The sequence below is a fragment of the Mycobacterium kyogaense genome (assembly GCF_036946525.1).
GTDB lineage: Bacteria > Actinomycetota > Actinomycetes > Mycobacteriales > Mycobacteriaceae > Mycobacterium > Mycobacterium kyogaense_A.
Genome location: NZ_JAQIIY010000009.1, coordinates 51,024 through 65,437, shown reverse-complemented (window position 1 = coordinate 65,437; position 14,414 = coordinate 51,024). Strand labels below are relative to the sequence as shown.

Annotated in this window: 15 protein-coding genes and 1 pseudogene; 12 read left to right on the top strand and 4 right to left on the bottom strand. The window is 67.9% G+C overall.

The window, feature by feature from the left end:
• Nucleotides 1–13: 13 nt before the first annotated feature.
• Complete coding sequence (gene rbpA / locus PGN37_RS07485) at nt 14–349, bottom strand: RNA polymerase-binding protein RbpA (RefSeq protein WP_043409883.1); 336 nt, start codon at nt 347–349, stop codon at nt 14–16.
• A 177-nt stretch (nt 350–526) separates the two neighbouring features.
• On the opposite strand from rbpA, the gene PGN37_RS07480 reads away from it, so the two are divergent.
• The 6 genes from PGN37_RS07480 to PGN37_RS07455 all read left to right on the top strand — a co-directional run bounded on the left by PGN37_RS07480 (nt 527) and on the right by PGN37_RS07455 (nt 5,216).
• Complete coding sequence (locus tag PGN37_RS07480) at nt 527–832, top strand: hypothetical protein (RefSeq protein ID WP_335330565.1); 306 nt, start codon at nt 527–529, stop codon at nt 830–832.
• A gap of 145 nt (nt 833–977) precedes the next feature.
• A complete protein-coding gene (locus tag PGN37_RS07475; RefSeq protein ID WP_335330564.1) occupies nt 978–1,712 on the top strand; it encodes an ABC transporter permease in 735 nt (244 codons plus the stop codon).
• Nucleotides 1,709–2,461, top strand: coding sequence for an ABC transporter ATP-binding protein (locus PGN37_RS07470; protein WP_335330394.1), 753 nt, complete (start codon nt 1,709–1,711; stop codon nt 2,459–2,461). The genes PGN37_RS07475 and PGN37_RS07470 overlap by 4 nt, the downstream gene beginning before the upstream one ends.
• Before the next feature lie 20 nt (nt 2,462–2,481).
• Nucleotides 2,482–3,501: an ABC transporter substrate-binding protein gene (locus PGN37_RS07465; protein ID WP_335330563.1), complete on the top strand. Its 1,020-nt coding sequence runs from the start codon at nt 2,482–2,484 to the stop codon at nt 3,499–3,501.
• A gap of 6 nt (nt 3,502–3,507) precedes the next feature.
• Nucleotides 3,508–4,602 (top strand): LLM class flavin-dependent oxidoreductase, encoded by a 1,095-nt coding sequence (locus PGN37_RS07460; RefSeq protein ID WP_335330393.1) that lies wholly within the window; start codon nt 3,508–3,510, stop codon nt 4,600–4,602.
• Nucleotides 4,603–4,640: 38 nt separating this feature from the next.
• Complete coding sequence (locus PGN37_RS07455) at nt 4,641–5,216, top strand: hypothetical protein (RefSeq protein ID WP_335330392.1); 576 nt, start codon at nt 4,641–4,643, stop codon at nt 5,214–5,216.
• A 3-nt stretch (nt 5,217–5,219) separates the two neighbouring features.
• Here PGN37_RS07455 and PGN37_RS07450 read toward each other — a convergent pair whose 3' ends face one another.
• Entirely contained in the window at nt 5,220–5,900 is a 681-nt protein-coding gene (locus tag PGN37_RS07450) for a hypothetical protein (protein WP_335330391.1), read from the bottom strand.
• 73 nt (nt 5,901–5,973) lie between these two features.
• On the opposite strand from PGN37_RS07450, the pseudogene PGN37_RS07445 reads away from it, so the two are divergent.
• From PGN37_RS07445 to PGN37_RS07435, 3 genes and pseudogenes are all read left to right on the top strand, one after another.
• Nucleotides 5,974–7,492, top strand: a pseudogene (locus PGN37_RS07445) (carboxylesterase/lipase family protein).
• A gap of 18 nt (nt 7,493–7,510) precedes the next feature.
• Nucleotides 7,511–9,526 (top strand): primary-amine oxidase, encoded by a 2,016-nt coding sequence (locus PGN37_RS07440; protein WP_442932877.1) that lies wholly within the window; start codon nt 7,511–7,513, stop codon nt 9,524–9,526.
• Nucleotides 9,527–9,532: 6 nt separating this feature from the next.
• Entirely contained in the window at nt 9,533–9,859 is a 327-nt protein-coding gene (locus tag PGN37_RS07435) for a YnfA family protein (RefSeq protein ID WP_335330389.1), read from the top strand.
• A 4-nt stretch (nt 9,860–9,863) separates the two neighbouring features.
• On the opposite strand, the gene PGN37_RS07430 is transcribed toward PGN37_RS07435, so the two are convergent.
• Nucleotides 9,864–10,757, bottom strand: coding sequence for an SCO6745 family protein (locus PGN37_RS07430; protein ID WP_335330388.1), 894 nt, complete (start codon nt 10,755–10,757; stop codon nt 9,864–9,866).
• A 56-nt stretch (nt 10,758–10,813) separates the two neighbouring features.
• Between PGN37_RS07430 and PGN37_RS07425 the strand changes: the two genes are divergently transcribed.
• Complete coding sequence (locus tag PGN37_RS07425; protein ID WP_335330387.1) at nt 10,814–11,557, top strand: DUF4333 domain-containing protein; 744 nt, start codon at nt 10,814–10,816, stop codon at nt 11,555–11,557.
• Nucleotides 11,558–11,559: 2 nt separating this feature from the next.
• Here PGN37_RS07425 and PGN37_RS07420 read toward each other — a convergent pair whose 3' ends face one another.
• Nucleotides 11,560–12,261 carry a FadR/GntR family transcriptional regulator gene (locus PGN37_RS07420; protein ID WP_335330386.1) on the bottom strand — a complete coding sequence of 234 codons (702 nt, stop codon included), beginning with the start codon at nt 12,259–12,261 and terminating at the stop codon, nt 11,560–11,562.
• A 150-nt stretch (nt 12,262–12,411) separates the two neighbouring features.
• On the opposite strand from PGN37_RS07420, the gene PGN37_RS07415 reads away from it, so the two are divergent.
• Nucleotides 12,412–12,924: a gluconokinase gene (locus PGN37_RS07415; RefSeq protein ID WP_335330385.1), complete on the top strand. Its 513-nt coding sequence runs from the start codon at nt 12,412–12,414 to the stop codon at nt 12,922–12,924.
• Nucleotides 12,924–14,405, top strand: coding sequence for a GntP family permease (locus tag PGN37_RS07410; protein WP_335330384.1), 1,482 nt, complete (start codon nt 12,924–12,926; stop codon nt 14,403–14,405). Before PGN37_RS07415 ends, PGN37_RS07410 begins: the two co-directional genes overlap by 1 nt.
• The last annotated feature ends 9 nt before the right edge of the window (nt 14,406–14,414 follow it).

Genomic DNA, 14,414 nt, shown 5'->3' with positions numbered 1-14,414 from the left:
ACTGGCCCGCTGATCAGCCGCGGCGGCGGGTCTTGATGATCTCGAGGCGCTCCTTCAGCAGCTCCTCGAGCTCTTCGACCGAGCGCCGCTCCAGCAGCATGTCCCAGTGGGTGCGCGGCGGCTTGACCTTCTTGGGCTCGGGCACATCACCTTCGATGAGCGTGCCCTCCATGCCGTTACGGCACAGCCAGGTACCGGGGATCTCGGCGTCGTCGGCGAACGGAACGTCGAATTCCTCGCCGTTGTCGGTGCGGTAGCGCGCGACCTGACGCGGCGCCAAGTCGTGATTGCGGTCCGTCTCGTAGCTCACAGCTCCGAGGCGGCTGCCCCTCAAGACGCGATCAGCCATCGTCAACTCCTCTTCAGCGCAGGTTGTCCGGGGTATTCAACGCGGATCTGTCCAACGGAGTTCCCGACTCGGCCCCTGATGATACCGGGATCCGAGTATCTCCCGGTTTAGAGTCGGCCCGTGACCGCCTCTCCCGACCGGCTGGCTCCCCCTCGCAGATCCCGCACACGCCCCCAGATGTGCCGGTGGTGTGGGCGCGAAGTCGCCGATGCCGGGATGGGCAGACGGCGCCAGTACTGCCGCCAATCGTGCCGGCAGCGGGCCTACGAGCAGCGTGCCCTGGTCAAGGGGTCGGCGGTGGCCGAGGATGCCGTGGTGCTGAGCGCCGAGGAGGCCTCGGTGCTGTCCGACAGGGTCTATCAGGTGCGCTGCGCTGCAGAGGACATGGCGACCGCGCTCGACGAGGGCGCCGAGGCGAGTGAACTCCGTGAGTTGTGCGACGCGGTGATGCAGGCCGCGCGCGCCGCCGACGGGTGGCGCTGACCCCACAGCTCTTTCCGTCACGCGGATTCGAACGCTTCAGGGGAGAACCGGCCGGGCGTAGCGTCGCCTGACCGTGACCAGTCTCGCTGACCTGGGCGTGCCGTCGGCCGCCGCAGCCCCGCGCGTCAGCCTCCGGCGTAGGTGGATGCTCATCCGCCTCGCTTCGCCGTTCCTACTGCTGGCCCTCTGGCAGATCGGCAGCGCAGCAGGGCTCATACCCCAGGACGTGCTGCCCGCACCCTCGCTGATCGCCGAAGCAGGGGTCGAGCTGATCAGAACGGGCCAGCTCGCGGATGCCCTGGCCGTGTCGGGTGTCAGAGTCATCCAGGGCCTGCTGGTGGGGGGCACGGTCGGCATCGCGCTCGGCATCGCTGTCGGTCTGTCGAAGTGGTTCGAAGTCACCATCGACCCGCCGATGCAGATGGTCCGTGCGCTGCCGCACCTCGGCTTGATCCCGCTGTTCATCGTGTGGTTCGGCATCGGGGAGTTGCCCAAGGTGCTTCTCGTCGCGCTCGGCGTGAGTTTTCCGTTGTACCTCAACACCTTCTCGGCCATCCGCCAGGTCGACCCCAAACTGCTCGAGACCGCGCAGGTGCTCGGCTTCTCGTTGTGGCAGAAGCTGCGCACCATCATCGTGCCCAGCGCTGCGCCACAGGTTCTCGTCGGTCTGCGGCAGTCGCTGGCGATCGCTTGGCTGACCCTGATCGTGGCCGAGCAGATCAACGCGGACAAAGGAATCGGATTCCTCATCATGAACGCGCGCGACTTCCTGCGGATCGACATCATCATCTTCGGTCTCATCGTCTACGCACTTCTGGGCATCGGCACCGACGCCGTGGTCCGCGCACTCGAGAACAGGGCAGCGAGGTACCGGACATGACCCTCACCTCCGACGCATCCAGCCGAGTGGTTGCACAGCGCGCCGACAGTGCAGGCGAGCTGCGCGGCGTGAACAAGTGGTACGGCGCCCGCCACGTACTGACCGACCTCTCGGTCCGCGTCGGCCGCGGCGAGATCGTCGCCCTGATCGGCCGCAGCGGATCAGGCAAGTCGACCGTCCTGCGTGTGCTCGCGGGATTGTCGACCGACCACACCGGTGAACGAGTGGTGGCCGGTGCGCCGGCCGTGGCGTTTCAGGAACCGCGGTTGTTCCCGTGGCGCGACGTTCGCAGCAATGTCGCCTACGGCCTGACCCGCGCGCGGTTGTCGAAGGCAGAGGCGCAGACCCGCGCCGAACAGGCGCTGGCCGACGTCGGCTTGGCCGATCGCGCGTCTGCGTGGCCGTCGACGCTTTCCGGCGGGCAGGCGCAGCGGGTTTCGCTCGCCCGCGCTCTGGTCGCCGAGCCGCAACTGCTGCTCCTCGACGAACCGTTCGGGGCGCTGGACGCGCTGACCCGGCTCTCGATGCGTGCCTTACTGCTCGATCTGTGGCGCCGCCACAGCTTTGGCGTTCTCCTGGTGACCCACGATGTCGACGAGGCCGTCGCGTTGGCTGATCGGGTTCTGGTGCTCGAGGACGGAGCGATCGCGCACACCCTCGACATTCCGGACCCGCGGCACGCGCCCGGAGAAGGCCATACCGACCGTTACCGCGCCGAGCTTCTCGACACGCTCGGCGTGCAGTCCTGACCATCGTCGACGAGGGGGCCATCATGTCCAGGGTTGTTGCAGTGATCGTCGCGGTCAGTCTGCTGTTGGCGGGTTGCGTATCGCGCCAAGACGTTTCGGGCGCCCAGAAGCCTCCCGAGCAGGTACCGCTGTCGGATCTGGGAGATCTGACCTTGCAGATCGGCGACCAGAAGGGTGGCACCGAGTCGCTGCTGCGCGCCGCAGGCGCGCTCGACGGTCTGCCCTATCGGATCGCGTTCTCGACGTTCACGTCCGGCCCGCCGCAGATCGAGGCCGCGACAGCGGGCAAGATCGACTTCGCGATCACCGGCAACACCCCGCCGATCTTCGGTGCCGCATCAGGCGCCAAGGTCAAGGTGGTCTCCGCCTACGACGGCGGCGGTACCGGCGATCAGATTCTCGTGCAACGGGATTCGCCGATCACCTCGATCGCAGATCTGCGAGGCAAGAAGATCGCCGTCGGAAAAGGTAGCTCCGCGCACGGCCACATCCTCGCCCAATTGAAGAACGCGGGACTGACCCCGGACGACGTCGCACTGATCTTCCTCCAACCGGCCGACGCGTTGTCGGCGTTCAGTCAGCGCCAGGCCGACGCGTGGGCGATCTGGGATCCGTACACGGCGCAGACTGCTGCGCAGCTGCCGGTGCGCTCCATCGGGCAGGCGAAAGACGTCACCAACGGCTACTGGTTCGGGGTGGCCTCGGACCAGGCGCTGGCTGACCCGAAGCGCAACACCGCGCTGGCCGACATGCTGGTCCGGTTCGAGAAGGCCGCGCGGTGGGCCCAGGAGAACCGCGAGCAGTGGGCCGACAGTTACGCCAAGGCGGTCGGGCTGAGCCCCGAGGTGGCCACGGTCTCACAGTCTCGCAGCCTGCGGTTGCCGACCGAGCTGGACGACGATGTGGTGGCTTCCGAACAGAAGATCGCCGACCTGTTCGCCCAATCGGGCCAAATCGCCTCTCCGGCACCAGATATCAACACGTGGGTGGATCGCCGATTCAACGACGTACTCCGTCCGCTGTTCGTCTCGACCAATTAGGAATCCATGCCCTCCGCGAAGTTCTTCTGGTTTCTGCCCACCAACGGAGACAGCCGCTCCATCGTCGGAGCCTCGCATGCGTCGTCGCACCACACCGTGCCCGCCGGGTACCGGCCGCCCACTCGGCGCTACCTCGCCGAGGTCGCACGGGCGGCCGACCGGCTCGGCTTCGAAGGCGTGCTCACCCCGACCGGAACCTGGTGCGAGGACGCCTGGCTCACCGCATCGGCGCTGCTCGCCGAGACCGAACGTCTGAAGTTCCTCGTGGCGTTCCGTCCCGGTCTGGTGCCGCCCACGCTGGCCGCGCAGCAGACGGCGACCCTTCAGCGGTACTCCGAGGGTCGGGTGCTGCTCAACATCGTCAGCGGCGGAGACGATCGGGAGCAGCGCCGCTTCGGCGACTGGCTCGACCATGACCAGCGTTACGCGCGCACCGGGGAGTTCCTGCACATCGTGACGTCGATCTGGCGCCAGGAGCACCTGGATTTCACGGGCGCCCACTACGAGGTCGCCGACGCGCGGGTGTCCGCACCGCCGGATCCGTTGCCCCAGATCTATTTCGGCGGCTCGTCGGCGGCGGCGCTGCCGATCGCGGCCGAGTACGTCGACGTCTATCTCACGTGGGGCGAACCGCCGAAGGACGCGGCGGCCAAGATCGCGCGGGTGCGGGCGCTGGCCGAAGAACGCGGACGCCAGGTGCGATTCGGCATTCGCCTGCACACGATCAGCCGCGACACCTCGGAGGCGGCGTGGGCGGTCGCTGACGACCTGCTTTCGCAGCTGAGCCCCGAACAGATCGAAAATGCCACCGCGCTGCATGCTCGATCGGAGTCCGAGGGGCAGCGTCGGATGACAGCGTTGCACGGCGGACGCATCGACCAGCTCGAGATCTACCCCAATCTGTGGGCGGGCGTTGGTCTGGTGCGTGGGGGCGCTGGTACAGCGCTGGTCGGCTCACACGAGGAGGTGGCTGATCTGATTCTCGAGTACCACTCCTTGGGTTTCGACGAGTTCATCCTGTCGGGCTACCCGCATCTGGAAGAGGCGTACTGGTTTGCCGAGGGCGTGCTGCCGATCCTGAAACGCAAAGGAGTCGCCTGACCGGTCGGTTGCGGCGAAAATCTGGTATCTCTTGCGGCGTGGACGAATGGTTCGAGCGCAGCCCGTTTGTCGGGTTCGTCCCGTGGATCATCTACTGGGTGGTGGCTGACGGCCCGAGCACCTGGCTGTTCGGTGCGATCAGTGCGGTGCTGGCGACGGTCATCCTGGGTGTCTCGGCCGGCTTCGCCGGGGTGCGCATGCTCGACGTCGTCACCGTCGTGTTCTTCACCGGAGTGACCGTGGTGGGTCTGATCATCGGCGCCGAGGACCGCGACTGGATGGACACCTACGCCACGACGCTGTCGAGCGGGGTACTCGCGGCGATGACCCTCGCTTCGCTGGCGTTCGAGCCGTTCACCGCCCAGTACGCGCCGTCGTCGGCGCCTCGACAGGACTGGGAGCAGGCCGCGTTCCGCCGCACCAACCAGGTGCTGACCCTCATGTGGGCGCTGGTGTTCGCGCTGATCGCCGTACTCGGCTACCTCGCGGCCACCGCACCGGCGACGGTGCACCTCACCAAGGCGGTGATCCCGGTCGTGGTGATCGTAGGGGCGGTGGGCATGACCCAGGCCTATCCAGGCCGAGCCCGTGACAAGGCGCGACCGCAGAACTAGGGATCAGCAGCGGAACGCCGTTCCGACTCCGGCCGGTGGGGTCACCGGCTGGAGGCAGCCGAACGGGAGGACGCCGTCGGCGCTGATCCGCACCGCCGAGCGGTGGGCATAGTTCACGCAGTACAGCCCGGCATCGTCGCTGCGGCAGCGGGTGTCACCGAAGCTCAGGGCATGGCCGCTGGGCAATTCCGGCCCCGACCCGGCGACGAACGGCCCCGGGTCCCCGCGCAGCGCTCCGACGCGTACCTCGACACCCGGGAAGTCCACCCACCCCGGCTTCCACACTCCCTCGGCGTCCGGCGGCGGAGGCGGCGGGTCACTCAGGTCCAGCAGACAGGTCAGGCCGTCCGATGTGGTCATGCACTGGGTGGTGCCCGACGGTGCCCCCGATGGTGCGGTGAAGGCGACGTCGTCACCGAGACGGGTCGTGACTCCGTCGCGGAGCGCGACGTGGAAGGTGGCGGCGTCGGCAGGTACTCCCGCCTCGATGAACGCGATGACCTGGTCGATCGCGGCGCCATCGGCCGGCGCGGCCGCGGCTGGTGTGGTCGACGGCGCGGCAGCGGTGCTGGTGGTGGCCGAGGGCCGGGCCGCGTTCTGCGATTCCGACGCCGGCTGGCCGTCGGTCGATTGCGCGCAACCAGCGACCAGGATCGCCACCGTGAGCACTCCGGCCATGCGCATTCCGCCAGGCTAGCCGCCCGACACGGCACGGTCGGCGCGGCAGGCCGGGCCCGCAGCCGCTACCGTCGGAAGGATGCACGAGCACACCGTGCGGGTCAGAACCGCATCCGGGGTCGTCGAGGGGTTCACCCGCGACGGCGTTCACCGTTGGCGGTCGATCCCGTACGCCAAGCCCCCCGTGGGTCCGCTGCGCTTCCGCGCGCCCGTCCCGGTCCAACCGTGGTCAGGGGTGCGGCACTGTCACGGATTCGGGCCATGTGCACCGCAGCAGCGCATGTACACGCTCCTGCGGCCGGGCAAGTACCAACCGATGAGCGAGGACTGTCTGACGCTCAACGTGGTGGCTCCTGCCGAGCCGCACGCCGGGTCCGACAGCGGGCCGCTCCCGGTGATGGTGTTCATCCACGGCGGCGGGTATCTGCTCGGGAGTTCGGCGACTCCGATCTACGACGGTGCCTCGCTGGCGCGGCGTGGGTGCGTGTACGTGTCGGTGAACTACCGGCTTGGTGCGCTGGGTTGCCTGGAGTTGTCCTCGCTGTCCACGCCTGAGCATCCGATCGACGACAACCTCTTCCTGCGTGATCTGGTGATGGCGTTGCGGTGGGTGAAGGAGAACGCCGCGGCGTTCGGTGGCGATCCGGACAACGTGACGATCTTCGGCGAGAGCGCGGGCGCCCATGCGGTGGCGACGCTGCTCGCCACCCCCGACGCCGGCGGGCTGTTCGCCCGGGCGATCGCGCAGAGCCCCAGCAGCGGCATGACCCGCGGAGCCGAGGTAGCCGAGCAGTACGCCGGGCGGTTCGCCAGGCTCTTGGGAGCCACGGAGTCCGATGCCGCGGAGGTGCTGATGCGCACTCGGCCAGCGGATCTGGTGACGGCGTTGGAAGCGCTGATCATCGAGGGACAGCGAGAGATGCTGGGCGCCTTCGCAATCGGGCCCACGTATGACACCGAGTACCTGCCTGCCAATCCGGCCGAGGCGATGGCCGACGGGACGGCGCACCGCGTCCCGCTGATCGTGGGAACCAACGCCGACGAAGGCAAACTGTTCACACCGTTTCCTGAAGCTGTTGCCGACAACGGAGACGGCCATCGAGCGCCTGTTCTCACAGGCCGAACCCGGTGTGCGCGAACGGATTCTGGCCGCCTATCCGGGCTACCCGAAACCGCAGGCCTGCGTGCGGCTTGGCGGTGATTTCATCTTCGCCTCTGCGATGTGGCAGATCGCCGAGGCGCACAGCCGACACGCGCCGACGTACGTGTACCGCTACGACTATGCGACGCGTGCCCTGCACCTGTCGGGGCTGGGCGCCACGCACGCGATGGAGTTGCTCGCGGTCTTCGACGTCTATCGGTCCCGGTACGGCAAGCTGCTGGCCGCCGGCCTCGACGCACGTGTGGCAGGAAAGGTCAGCGACGACATCCAGAAGCGGTGGCTGGGCTTCGCTTCAGGCGGGATACCGGGCGGTGACTGGCCGCAGTACGACCACGACGAGCGCGCGGTGATGGTGCTCGACAGGCGGCGCCGGGTCGAGCACGATCCGCACTCGGAGCGGCGCGAGGTGTGGAAGACGTTCGAGTTCGCCCAATAGCGTGCTGACCGCTGCGCGGTGTGGTTGCGTGAACGGGTGCCTGATGCGCTCCCGACACCTGCCGACCACCCGCTCGACCCGCTCGACGAGGCCGAATTCCGCACGATCGCGGCGTTATTGCAGCGCGAACACGGCGTGCAGGCGGCCCCGTCGGGGGACCACAGGGGGTGGCGGTTCGCCTCGATCGAGCTGATCGAACCGTCCAAGGCCGAGCTCGCCGACTTCGACGCCGACGGGCGGCGACCCGTTCGCCGCGCGTCGGTGGTGTGCTTCGACCGCAGCGTGAACGCCACCTACAAGAGCGTGGTCTCGCTGACCGACGACCGTGTCGAGTCGTTCGAGCACATCCCCGGCGTGCAGGCCAACTTCACCGTCGACGAATTCGCCGAGTGCGACCGACTCCTGCGCAGCCACCCCGACGTCATCGCTGCTTTGCGAGGCCGTGGCGTCACCGACATCGACCTCGTGTTCTTCGACACCTGGACCTACGGTGACGCGGTGGCCCCGCCGGAGTACCGCGACCGGCGCATCGGCTGGTCGGACAGCTGGGTCAAGGGCGCGCCCGGCGCCAACCCGTATGCGCGGCTGCTCAGCGGTCTGCACTGCGTGATCGACCTCAACGCGATGGAGTTGTTGCGCATCGAGGACGTCGGGCCGTTCTCGCCCTCCGGCGGCGCGACGCCCCCGGAGGTGATGGGGGAGTACGTCCCTCGGCACATCCCGGACCGGATCCTCGGCCGCACCCGCCGGGAACCGTTGAAGCCGCTGCACATCACCCAGCCCGAGGGGCCGTCGTTCTCCGTCGACGGCAATCTGGTGACGTGGCAGAACTGGTCGCTCCGTGTGGGTTTCAACCACCGGGAGGGCATGACGCTGCACACGATCCGATACCGGGACGGGGACCGTGACCGGTCGGTCGCCCACCGGATGTCGTTCGCCGAGATGGTGGTGCCCTATCGCGATCCGTCGCCGGATCACTACCGGCGCACGGCTTTCGACATCGGGGAGTGGGGCCTGGGCTTCATGACGACGTCGTTGGAGCTCGGCTGTGACTGTCTGGGGGAGATTCGCTACCTCGATGCCGTGCTGCACGACAGCGCCGGTGAGCCCTACCGCATCACCAATGCGATCTGCCTGCACGAAGAGGACAACGCCGTGCTGTGGAAGCACGTCGACCACGACATCGGCGCCGAGGTGCGCCGGATGCGGCGGCTGACGCTCTCGTTCCACGTGACCGTCGCCAACTACGAGTACCTCGTCTACTGGCGTCTCTACCAGGACGGCAACATCGAATGCGAGGTCCGCGCGACCGGCATCATGGTGACCACGCCGCTGCCCCCCGGTGCGCCCAGTCCCAACGGCACGATCGTCGACGAACGCACGTATGCGCCCTTCCACCAACACTTCCTGGTGGCGCGCCTCGACATGGACGTCGACGGCACGGACAACACGGTCGTGATGAGCGAGTCCGCGGCAGAACCGATCGGTCCCGACAATCCCTACGGCTTGTCGGTGGTGACGCGCAACGTCCCGTTGCGCACCGAGAAAGAGGCCCGCCAGGACGTCGACTTCGGCACGCAGCGCGCGTGGAAGGTGGTGAACCCCAACGTGGTCACCGGGATCGGTGCCCACCCGGCCTACAAGCTGGTGCCCAGCGGGGCCATTCCGCCGATGTTCGACCCCGCCTCGCCGGTACTGCAGCGCGCCGGGGTGATCGCCCACACCCTCTGGGTCACCCCGAACCGACCCGACGAGCGTTGGCCCGCAGGCGAATTCGTCAACCAATCGGTCCGCGACACGGGGCTCACGCAGTGGACGGCGGCTGACCGTCCGATCGAGAACACCGACGTGGTGCTCTGGTACGTGTTCGGTATCCACCACATCACCCGGCCCGAAGACTGGCCGGTGATGCCCGCCGACGTCGTCTCGTTCTGGCTCAAGCCCTTCGGCTTCTTCGACCGCAACCCCGCGCTCGACGTCATCGACACGCCGCCGCAGGCGTGTCACACGTCGAGCACCAGCGCGCACCACTAGCGCAGCGTGATCGCCAAATCCGCCGCACTGTTCGTCCTCGCTGCGGTCCTCGAGATCGGTGGGGCGTGGCTGGTGTGGCAAGGAGTTCGCGAGCACCGCGGCTGGCTGTGGATGGGTGCCGGGGTGATCGCCCTAGGCGCTTACGGATTCGTCGCCGCGTTCCAGCCCGACGCCCATTTCGGCAGGGTGCTCGCCGCCTACGGTGGCGTGTTCATCGCCGGCTCACTGCTGTGGGGGATGGCGCTGGACGGCTTCCGCCCGGATCGGTGGGACGTGGCCGGTGCCTTGATCGCTCTGCTCGGCGTGGCGCTCATCATGTACGGCCCGCGCTGAGCACTCACCCGAGATGGGCGCTCCCGTCGTCGAGGTCGTCGCGGCGCAGCCCCATGGGCGTGCCCGCAGGCACGTCGCCGGCCGCGATCACGGCGCGGGTGATCGGGGTCAGGGCACCGAACAGCGTCTCGACCTCGTCGTCGCCGAGCGCGTCGAGAGCGGGCAGGGCGAGCGCATCGGTCCTGTCCTCGATGTGCTGTTTCAACGCGCGGCCCTCGTCGGTGATGGCGCCGGCGGAGTCGAGCAGTCCGCGCTGGCGCAACGCATCACTGTGTTCTGCCCACTGCGTGTCGTCGTAGTCGCGGCTGCGCTTGATCATCTGCTCGGGCACCCGGCCGGCGGCGGCGTGCAGCACGTTGCATTCGCGGCCACACAGACCTTCGGCGGTGAGCACGGCGACGTGACCGTCGCCGCGATGCTCCCGCAGAAGGGTGGCTGCGTGCCACAGGCGTGGCAGCGGGTCACTCGGCCACGACAGCGACCGGTTGGCCGCATACAGCACGCGACCGTCGACGCCGGCACCTGCTGCCGCACGAGCGGCCAGCTCGGACGCGGCGTGCGCATCGGCGTCGGTGACACCGCAGCGGCGCAGCGCCGCCACCGCACCGTCCTCACGGGCGCGCAGGGCCGCTGCCGGTGGAGCCACATCCCACGCGGCGGGCAGTGCTGTGGCGACCCGATCGGCGGTGAAGTTGTAGAACGCCGCGGTGACCACGTCGGACGGGACGATGCCCAGCGGTGCGGACCGGGCGGCGAAGTAGCCCATCCAGAAGCCGCGGTAGCCGAGTCCGTCGAGAGCTGCGCGGGCTTCCGGCGCGAAGTAGGTGACGGCGTGGACGGGTTCGATCCGGTCGAAGAATCGGCGTGCCAGCGTGATCGGGCGAGAGCGGTTCTGCACCCTCGCAGTCAATCACCCCGCAGGCGCAGGTCTGCTAACGTCCCCGTGGGTCGGGGGTGACAGGCAAACAGATGGCCAAGCTGATCGGAGTGTTCGCCGGGCTGGTTCTCGGCTGCTACGTTCTGCCGGCCTGCAGCTCGCCGGTCAGTTCCGACGCCGTCCCCGCCGTGGCGCCCGACGATTTGCAGGCCGACATCGCTGCGCGACTGGCGAAGGCAGGGCAGACGCCGGAGTCGGTGGTCTGCAAGGACCCACTGGTCGGCGAAGTAGGGCAGTCCGCGCGATGCGACGTCGTGCTGAGTCCGACGAACAGTTTCGAACCGATTGTCACCGTCACCGACATCGACGGCGCCTCGATCGAGTACGAGATGATCCCGGCGCTCTCGCAACCTCAACTCGAACGTGCTGTGGCGCGGCTGGTGTCGAGCACGCCCGACACGGTGGCGTGCCTCTCGGGACTGCCCGGCCGTGCCGGTGCGGTCGCGCAGTGCGATGTCTCGGCAGGCGGTGCTCCGGTGCGTCGCACGGCGACGGTCACCGGCGTCACGGGGTTGACGATGACCTTCGACCTGCTGCCTCTGCTCACCAAGGAGGAATTGGAGTCGTCGCTGCTCGACGAGCTCACCGGCAGGGTGAACAGGAGACCGGACTCCGCGGTGTGCGGTGGCGGCTTGGAGGGCCGGGTCGGTGACACCGTCGACTGCACGGTGGTCTCGGGTGCGGAGCGGGCGGAGCTGACGCTCACGGTGACCGCCGTGGACGGCACCAAGATCGATTACACCTACGCGCCGCGGCGCTGATGTCAGTCGTCGGCGGCAACCGCCGACGCCGCCTCGTCGATGATCGCCCGCATCGCGTTCTCCGCGGCATCTGCCTCGCCCAGTCGGACCGCACGGGCCACCTCGTCGTGCAACGCGATCGCCGCCGGGTTGGGCGTGTCAGGCATCATGCCGTGATGAGTGCGGCCTGCCAGTACCTCGGCGACCACGTCGTAGAGGGCGCGAAACATCTCGTTGCCGCTGGCCTCCAGGAGCGTTCGATGAAAGACCTTGTCGGCCAACAGATACGACTCGAGATCCCCGGATCGTCCGTGCATCACCATGTCGGAGACGGCGGCGGCCATGATGCGGCACTGGTGCGGATCTGCGCGCTGCGCGGCCAGTGCGGCGGCTGCGGGTTCGAATCCGCGCCGCAGTTCGGACAGTGAGGCGAGTTGCCGGGCGCGGTCGTCGGAGTCCAGGCGCCACCGAATCAGTCGGGGGTCGAAGACGTTCCACGAGGCGGCCGGCTGGATCGTGATGCCGACGCGGCGTCGGGAGGCCACCATGCCCATGGATTCGAGGACCCGGATGGCCTCCCGGGCGACGCTGCGCGACACCTGGTAGCTGACACAGACGCCGTCCAGGTTCAGGACGTCTCCGGCGGCGTGGGTGCCGGACACGATGGCTGTACCGAGCGCGCTCAGCACGCTGCCATGGAGGGCTGCGGATGGCGTCTCGGTCACGCAATCATCCTGTCATACGCTTCAGTCGCTTCGAATAATCAGATAGATATCGGCATCTACTTGCAATCGTATGCCTATTAAGGCATGGTGTGTGACGGCAAGCACAGCAGGGTAGCCGGGCGCGGTAGTCGGCCGGGGCAGGAGGATCAGGTGGCGTCACCCGTGGTGGTCATGGGCGTGTCGGGGTCGGGCAAATCGACCGTGGGTGCCGCACTGGCGCAGCGGCTGAGAGTGCCGTTCGCCGACGCGGACGACTTTCATCCCGCCGCCAACATCGCCAAGATGACGGCCGGCCATCCCCTCGATGACGACGATCGGTATCCCTGGCTCGAAGCGATCGGCGACTGGCTGGCGCAACGCTGCGAGGACGGCGGGGTGATGAGCTGCTCCGCGCTCAAGCGCAGCTACCGGGACCAGTTGCGCCGGCACTGCCCGGGTGTGCTGTTCCTGCACCTGAGCGGCACGCCGGACGTCATCGCCAGGCGGCAGGCGAGCCGGCCCGGGCACTTCATGCCCGCATCACTGTTGGCCTCGCAGTTCGCGACCCTCGAGCCGCTGGACGCCGACGAGCCGGGCACCACCATCGACGTCGACCAGAGTATCGACGCGATCATCGACACATATTGCACGACAACAGCTTCGACGATCGAACAGGAGAAGTGATGATCTCGTCACCCACGTCATCGGCGGTACTGACCGTCCTCGCGGCGGACACCGAGCTACCGGAACCGGTGGCATCGGGCTGGCAGCTGGTGCTGGCGGCGTTGGCCGGTATCGCACTGATCGTCGTGCTCATCACCGTGGCGAAGCTCCACCCGTTCCTGTCCTTGATCTTCGGCGCGCTGACCGTCGGGATCGTCGCCGGCATGAACACCGGCGACGTCCTCGAGTCGTTCTCCGACGGATTCGGCACCACGGCGGCCGGCGTCGGCATCCTGATCGCGCTCGGCGCGATGTTCGCCAAGCTGCTCGCCGATTCGGGCGGCGCCGACGAGATCGTCGACACGATCGTGGGCCGCGCCTCACCACGCGCGCTGCCGTGGGCGATGGCCGTCGTCGGCGCGATCATCGGTCTCCCGATGTTCTTCGAGATCGGCGTCGTGCTGCTGATGCCCGTCATCTATCTCGTAGCCAAGCGCTCGGGTCTGTCGTTGATCACCATCGGAATCCCCGCTCTGGCAGGGCTTTCCGCGATGCACGGGCTCGTCCCGCCGCATCCCGGACCGCTCACCGCGATCGACCTGCTCGGAGCCGACCTCGGCGTCACGCTCGCCCTGGGTGTGGCCGTGGCGATTCCCACCGTCATCGTCGCGGGTCCGCTGTTCGGCAAGCTGGCCGGTCGCTGGGTCGTCATCGACATCCCGGACCGCTTCAACGCTGACGACGTCCGTGGCGGCGGCGATGGAAACGGCGGCACCGGCATCGCGGAATCCGGTGGAGCCGCCGGTGGCCTGCAGACGGTCGCTCAGCGCACCCGACCGAGCTTCGGCATCACGATCTTCTCGGTGCTGTTGCCGGTCGCGTTGATGATGGGCAAGGCACTGGTCGACATCTTCATCGACGACGAGAACAACGTGCTGCGACAGACTTTCGACATCCTGGGCCGGCCGCTCATGGCGCTGCTGATCGCCGTGATCGTCGGGATCTTCACGCTCGGCCGCGGCGCCGCGATGACGCGCGACCAGATCGTGAAGTGCGTCGAATCGTCGCTGCCGCCCGTCGCGGGCATCATCCTCATCGTCGCCGCGGGTGGCGGATTCAAACAGCTACTCGTCGACACCGGCATCGGCACGCTGTTGGCCGACTGGGCCAAGGGTGCCAATGTCTCGGTGATCCTGCTGGCCTGGACGCTTGCGGTGCTGATCCGTCTCGCCACGGGCTCTGCCACGGTCGCCACGATCACCGCGTCGTCGTTGATGCTGGGTCTGGTCGAGGGCTTGAGCACCGGCGAGGTGTCGCTGGTGGTGCTCGCCATCGGCGCCGGGTCGCTGTTCTTCTCCCACGTCAACGACGCCGGCTTCTGGCTGATCAAGGAGTTCTTCGGGATGAGCGTCGGACAGACCATCAAGAGCTGGTCGGTGATGGAGACCGTGCTGTCGGTGACCGGTCTGATCCTGGTGCTGCTGCTCGGACTCGTCATCTGAGTCCAGCTG

What these genes read in the sequence shown, in the direction of transcription:
- rbpA (WP_043409883.1), bottom strand. Translation starts at nt 349, where the DNA reads ATGGCTGATCGCGTCTTGAGGGGCAGCCGCCTCGGAGCTGTGAGCTAC.
- PGN37_RS07480 (WP_335330565.1), top strand. Translation starts at nt 527, where the DNA reads ATGTGCCGGTGGTGTGGGCGCGAAGTCGCCGATGCCGGGATGGGCAGA.
- PGN37_RS07475 (WP_335330564.1), top strand. Translation starts at nt 978, where the DNA reads ATGCTCATCCGCCTCGCTTCGCCGTTCCTACTGCTGGCCCTCTGGCAG.
- PGN37_RS07470 (WP_335330394.1), top strand. Translation starts at nt 1,709, where the DNA reads ATGACCCTCACCTCCGACGCATCCAGCCGAGTGGTTGCACAGCGCGCC.
- PGN37_RS07460 (WP_335330393.1), top strand. Translation starts at nt 3,508, where the DNA reads ATGCCCTCCGCGAAGTTCTTCTGGTTTCTGCCCACCAACGGAGACAGC.
- PGN37_RS07450 (WP_335330391.1), bottom strand. Translation starts at nt 5,900, where the DNA reads ATGCGCATGGCCGGAGTGCTCACGGTGGCGATCCTGGTCGCTGGTTGC.
- PGN37_RS07410 (WP_335330384.1), top strand. Translation starts at nt 12,924, where the DNA reads ATGATCTCGTCACCCACGTCATCGGCGGTACTGACCGTCCTCGCGGCG.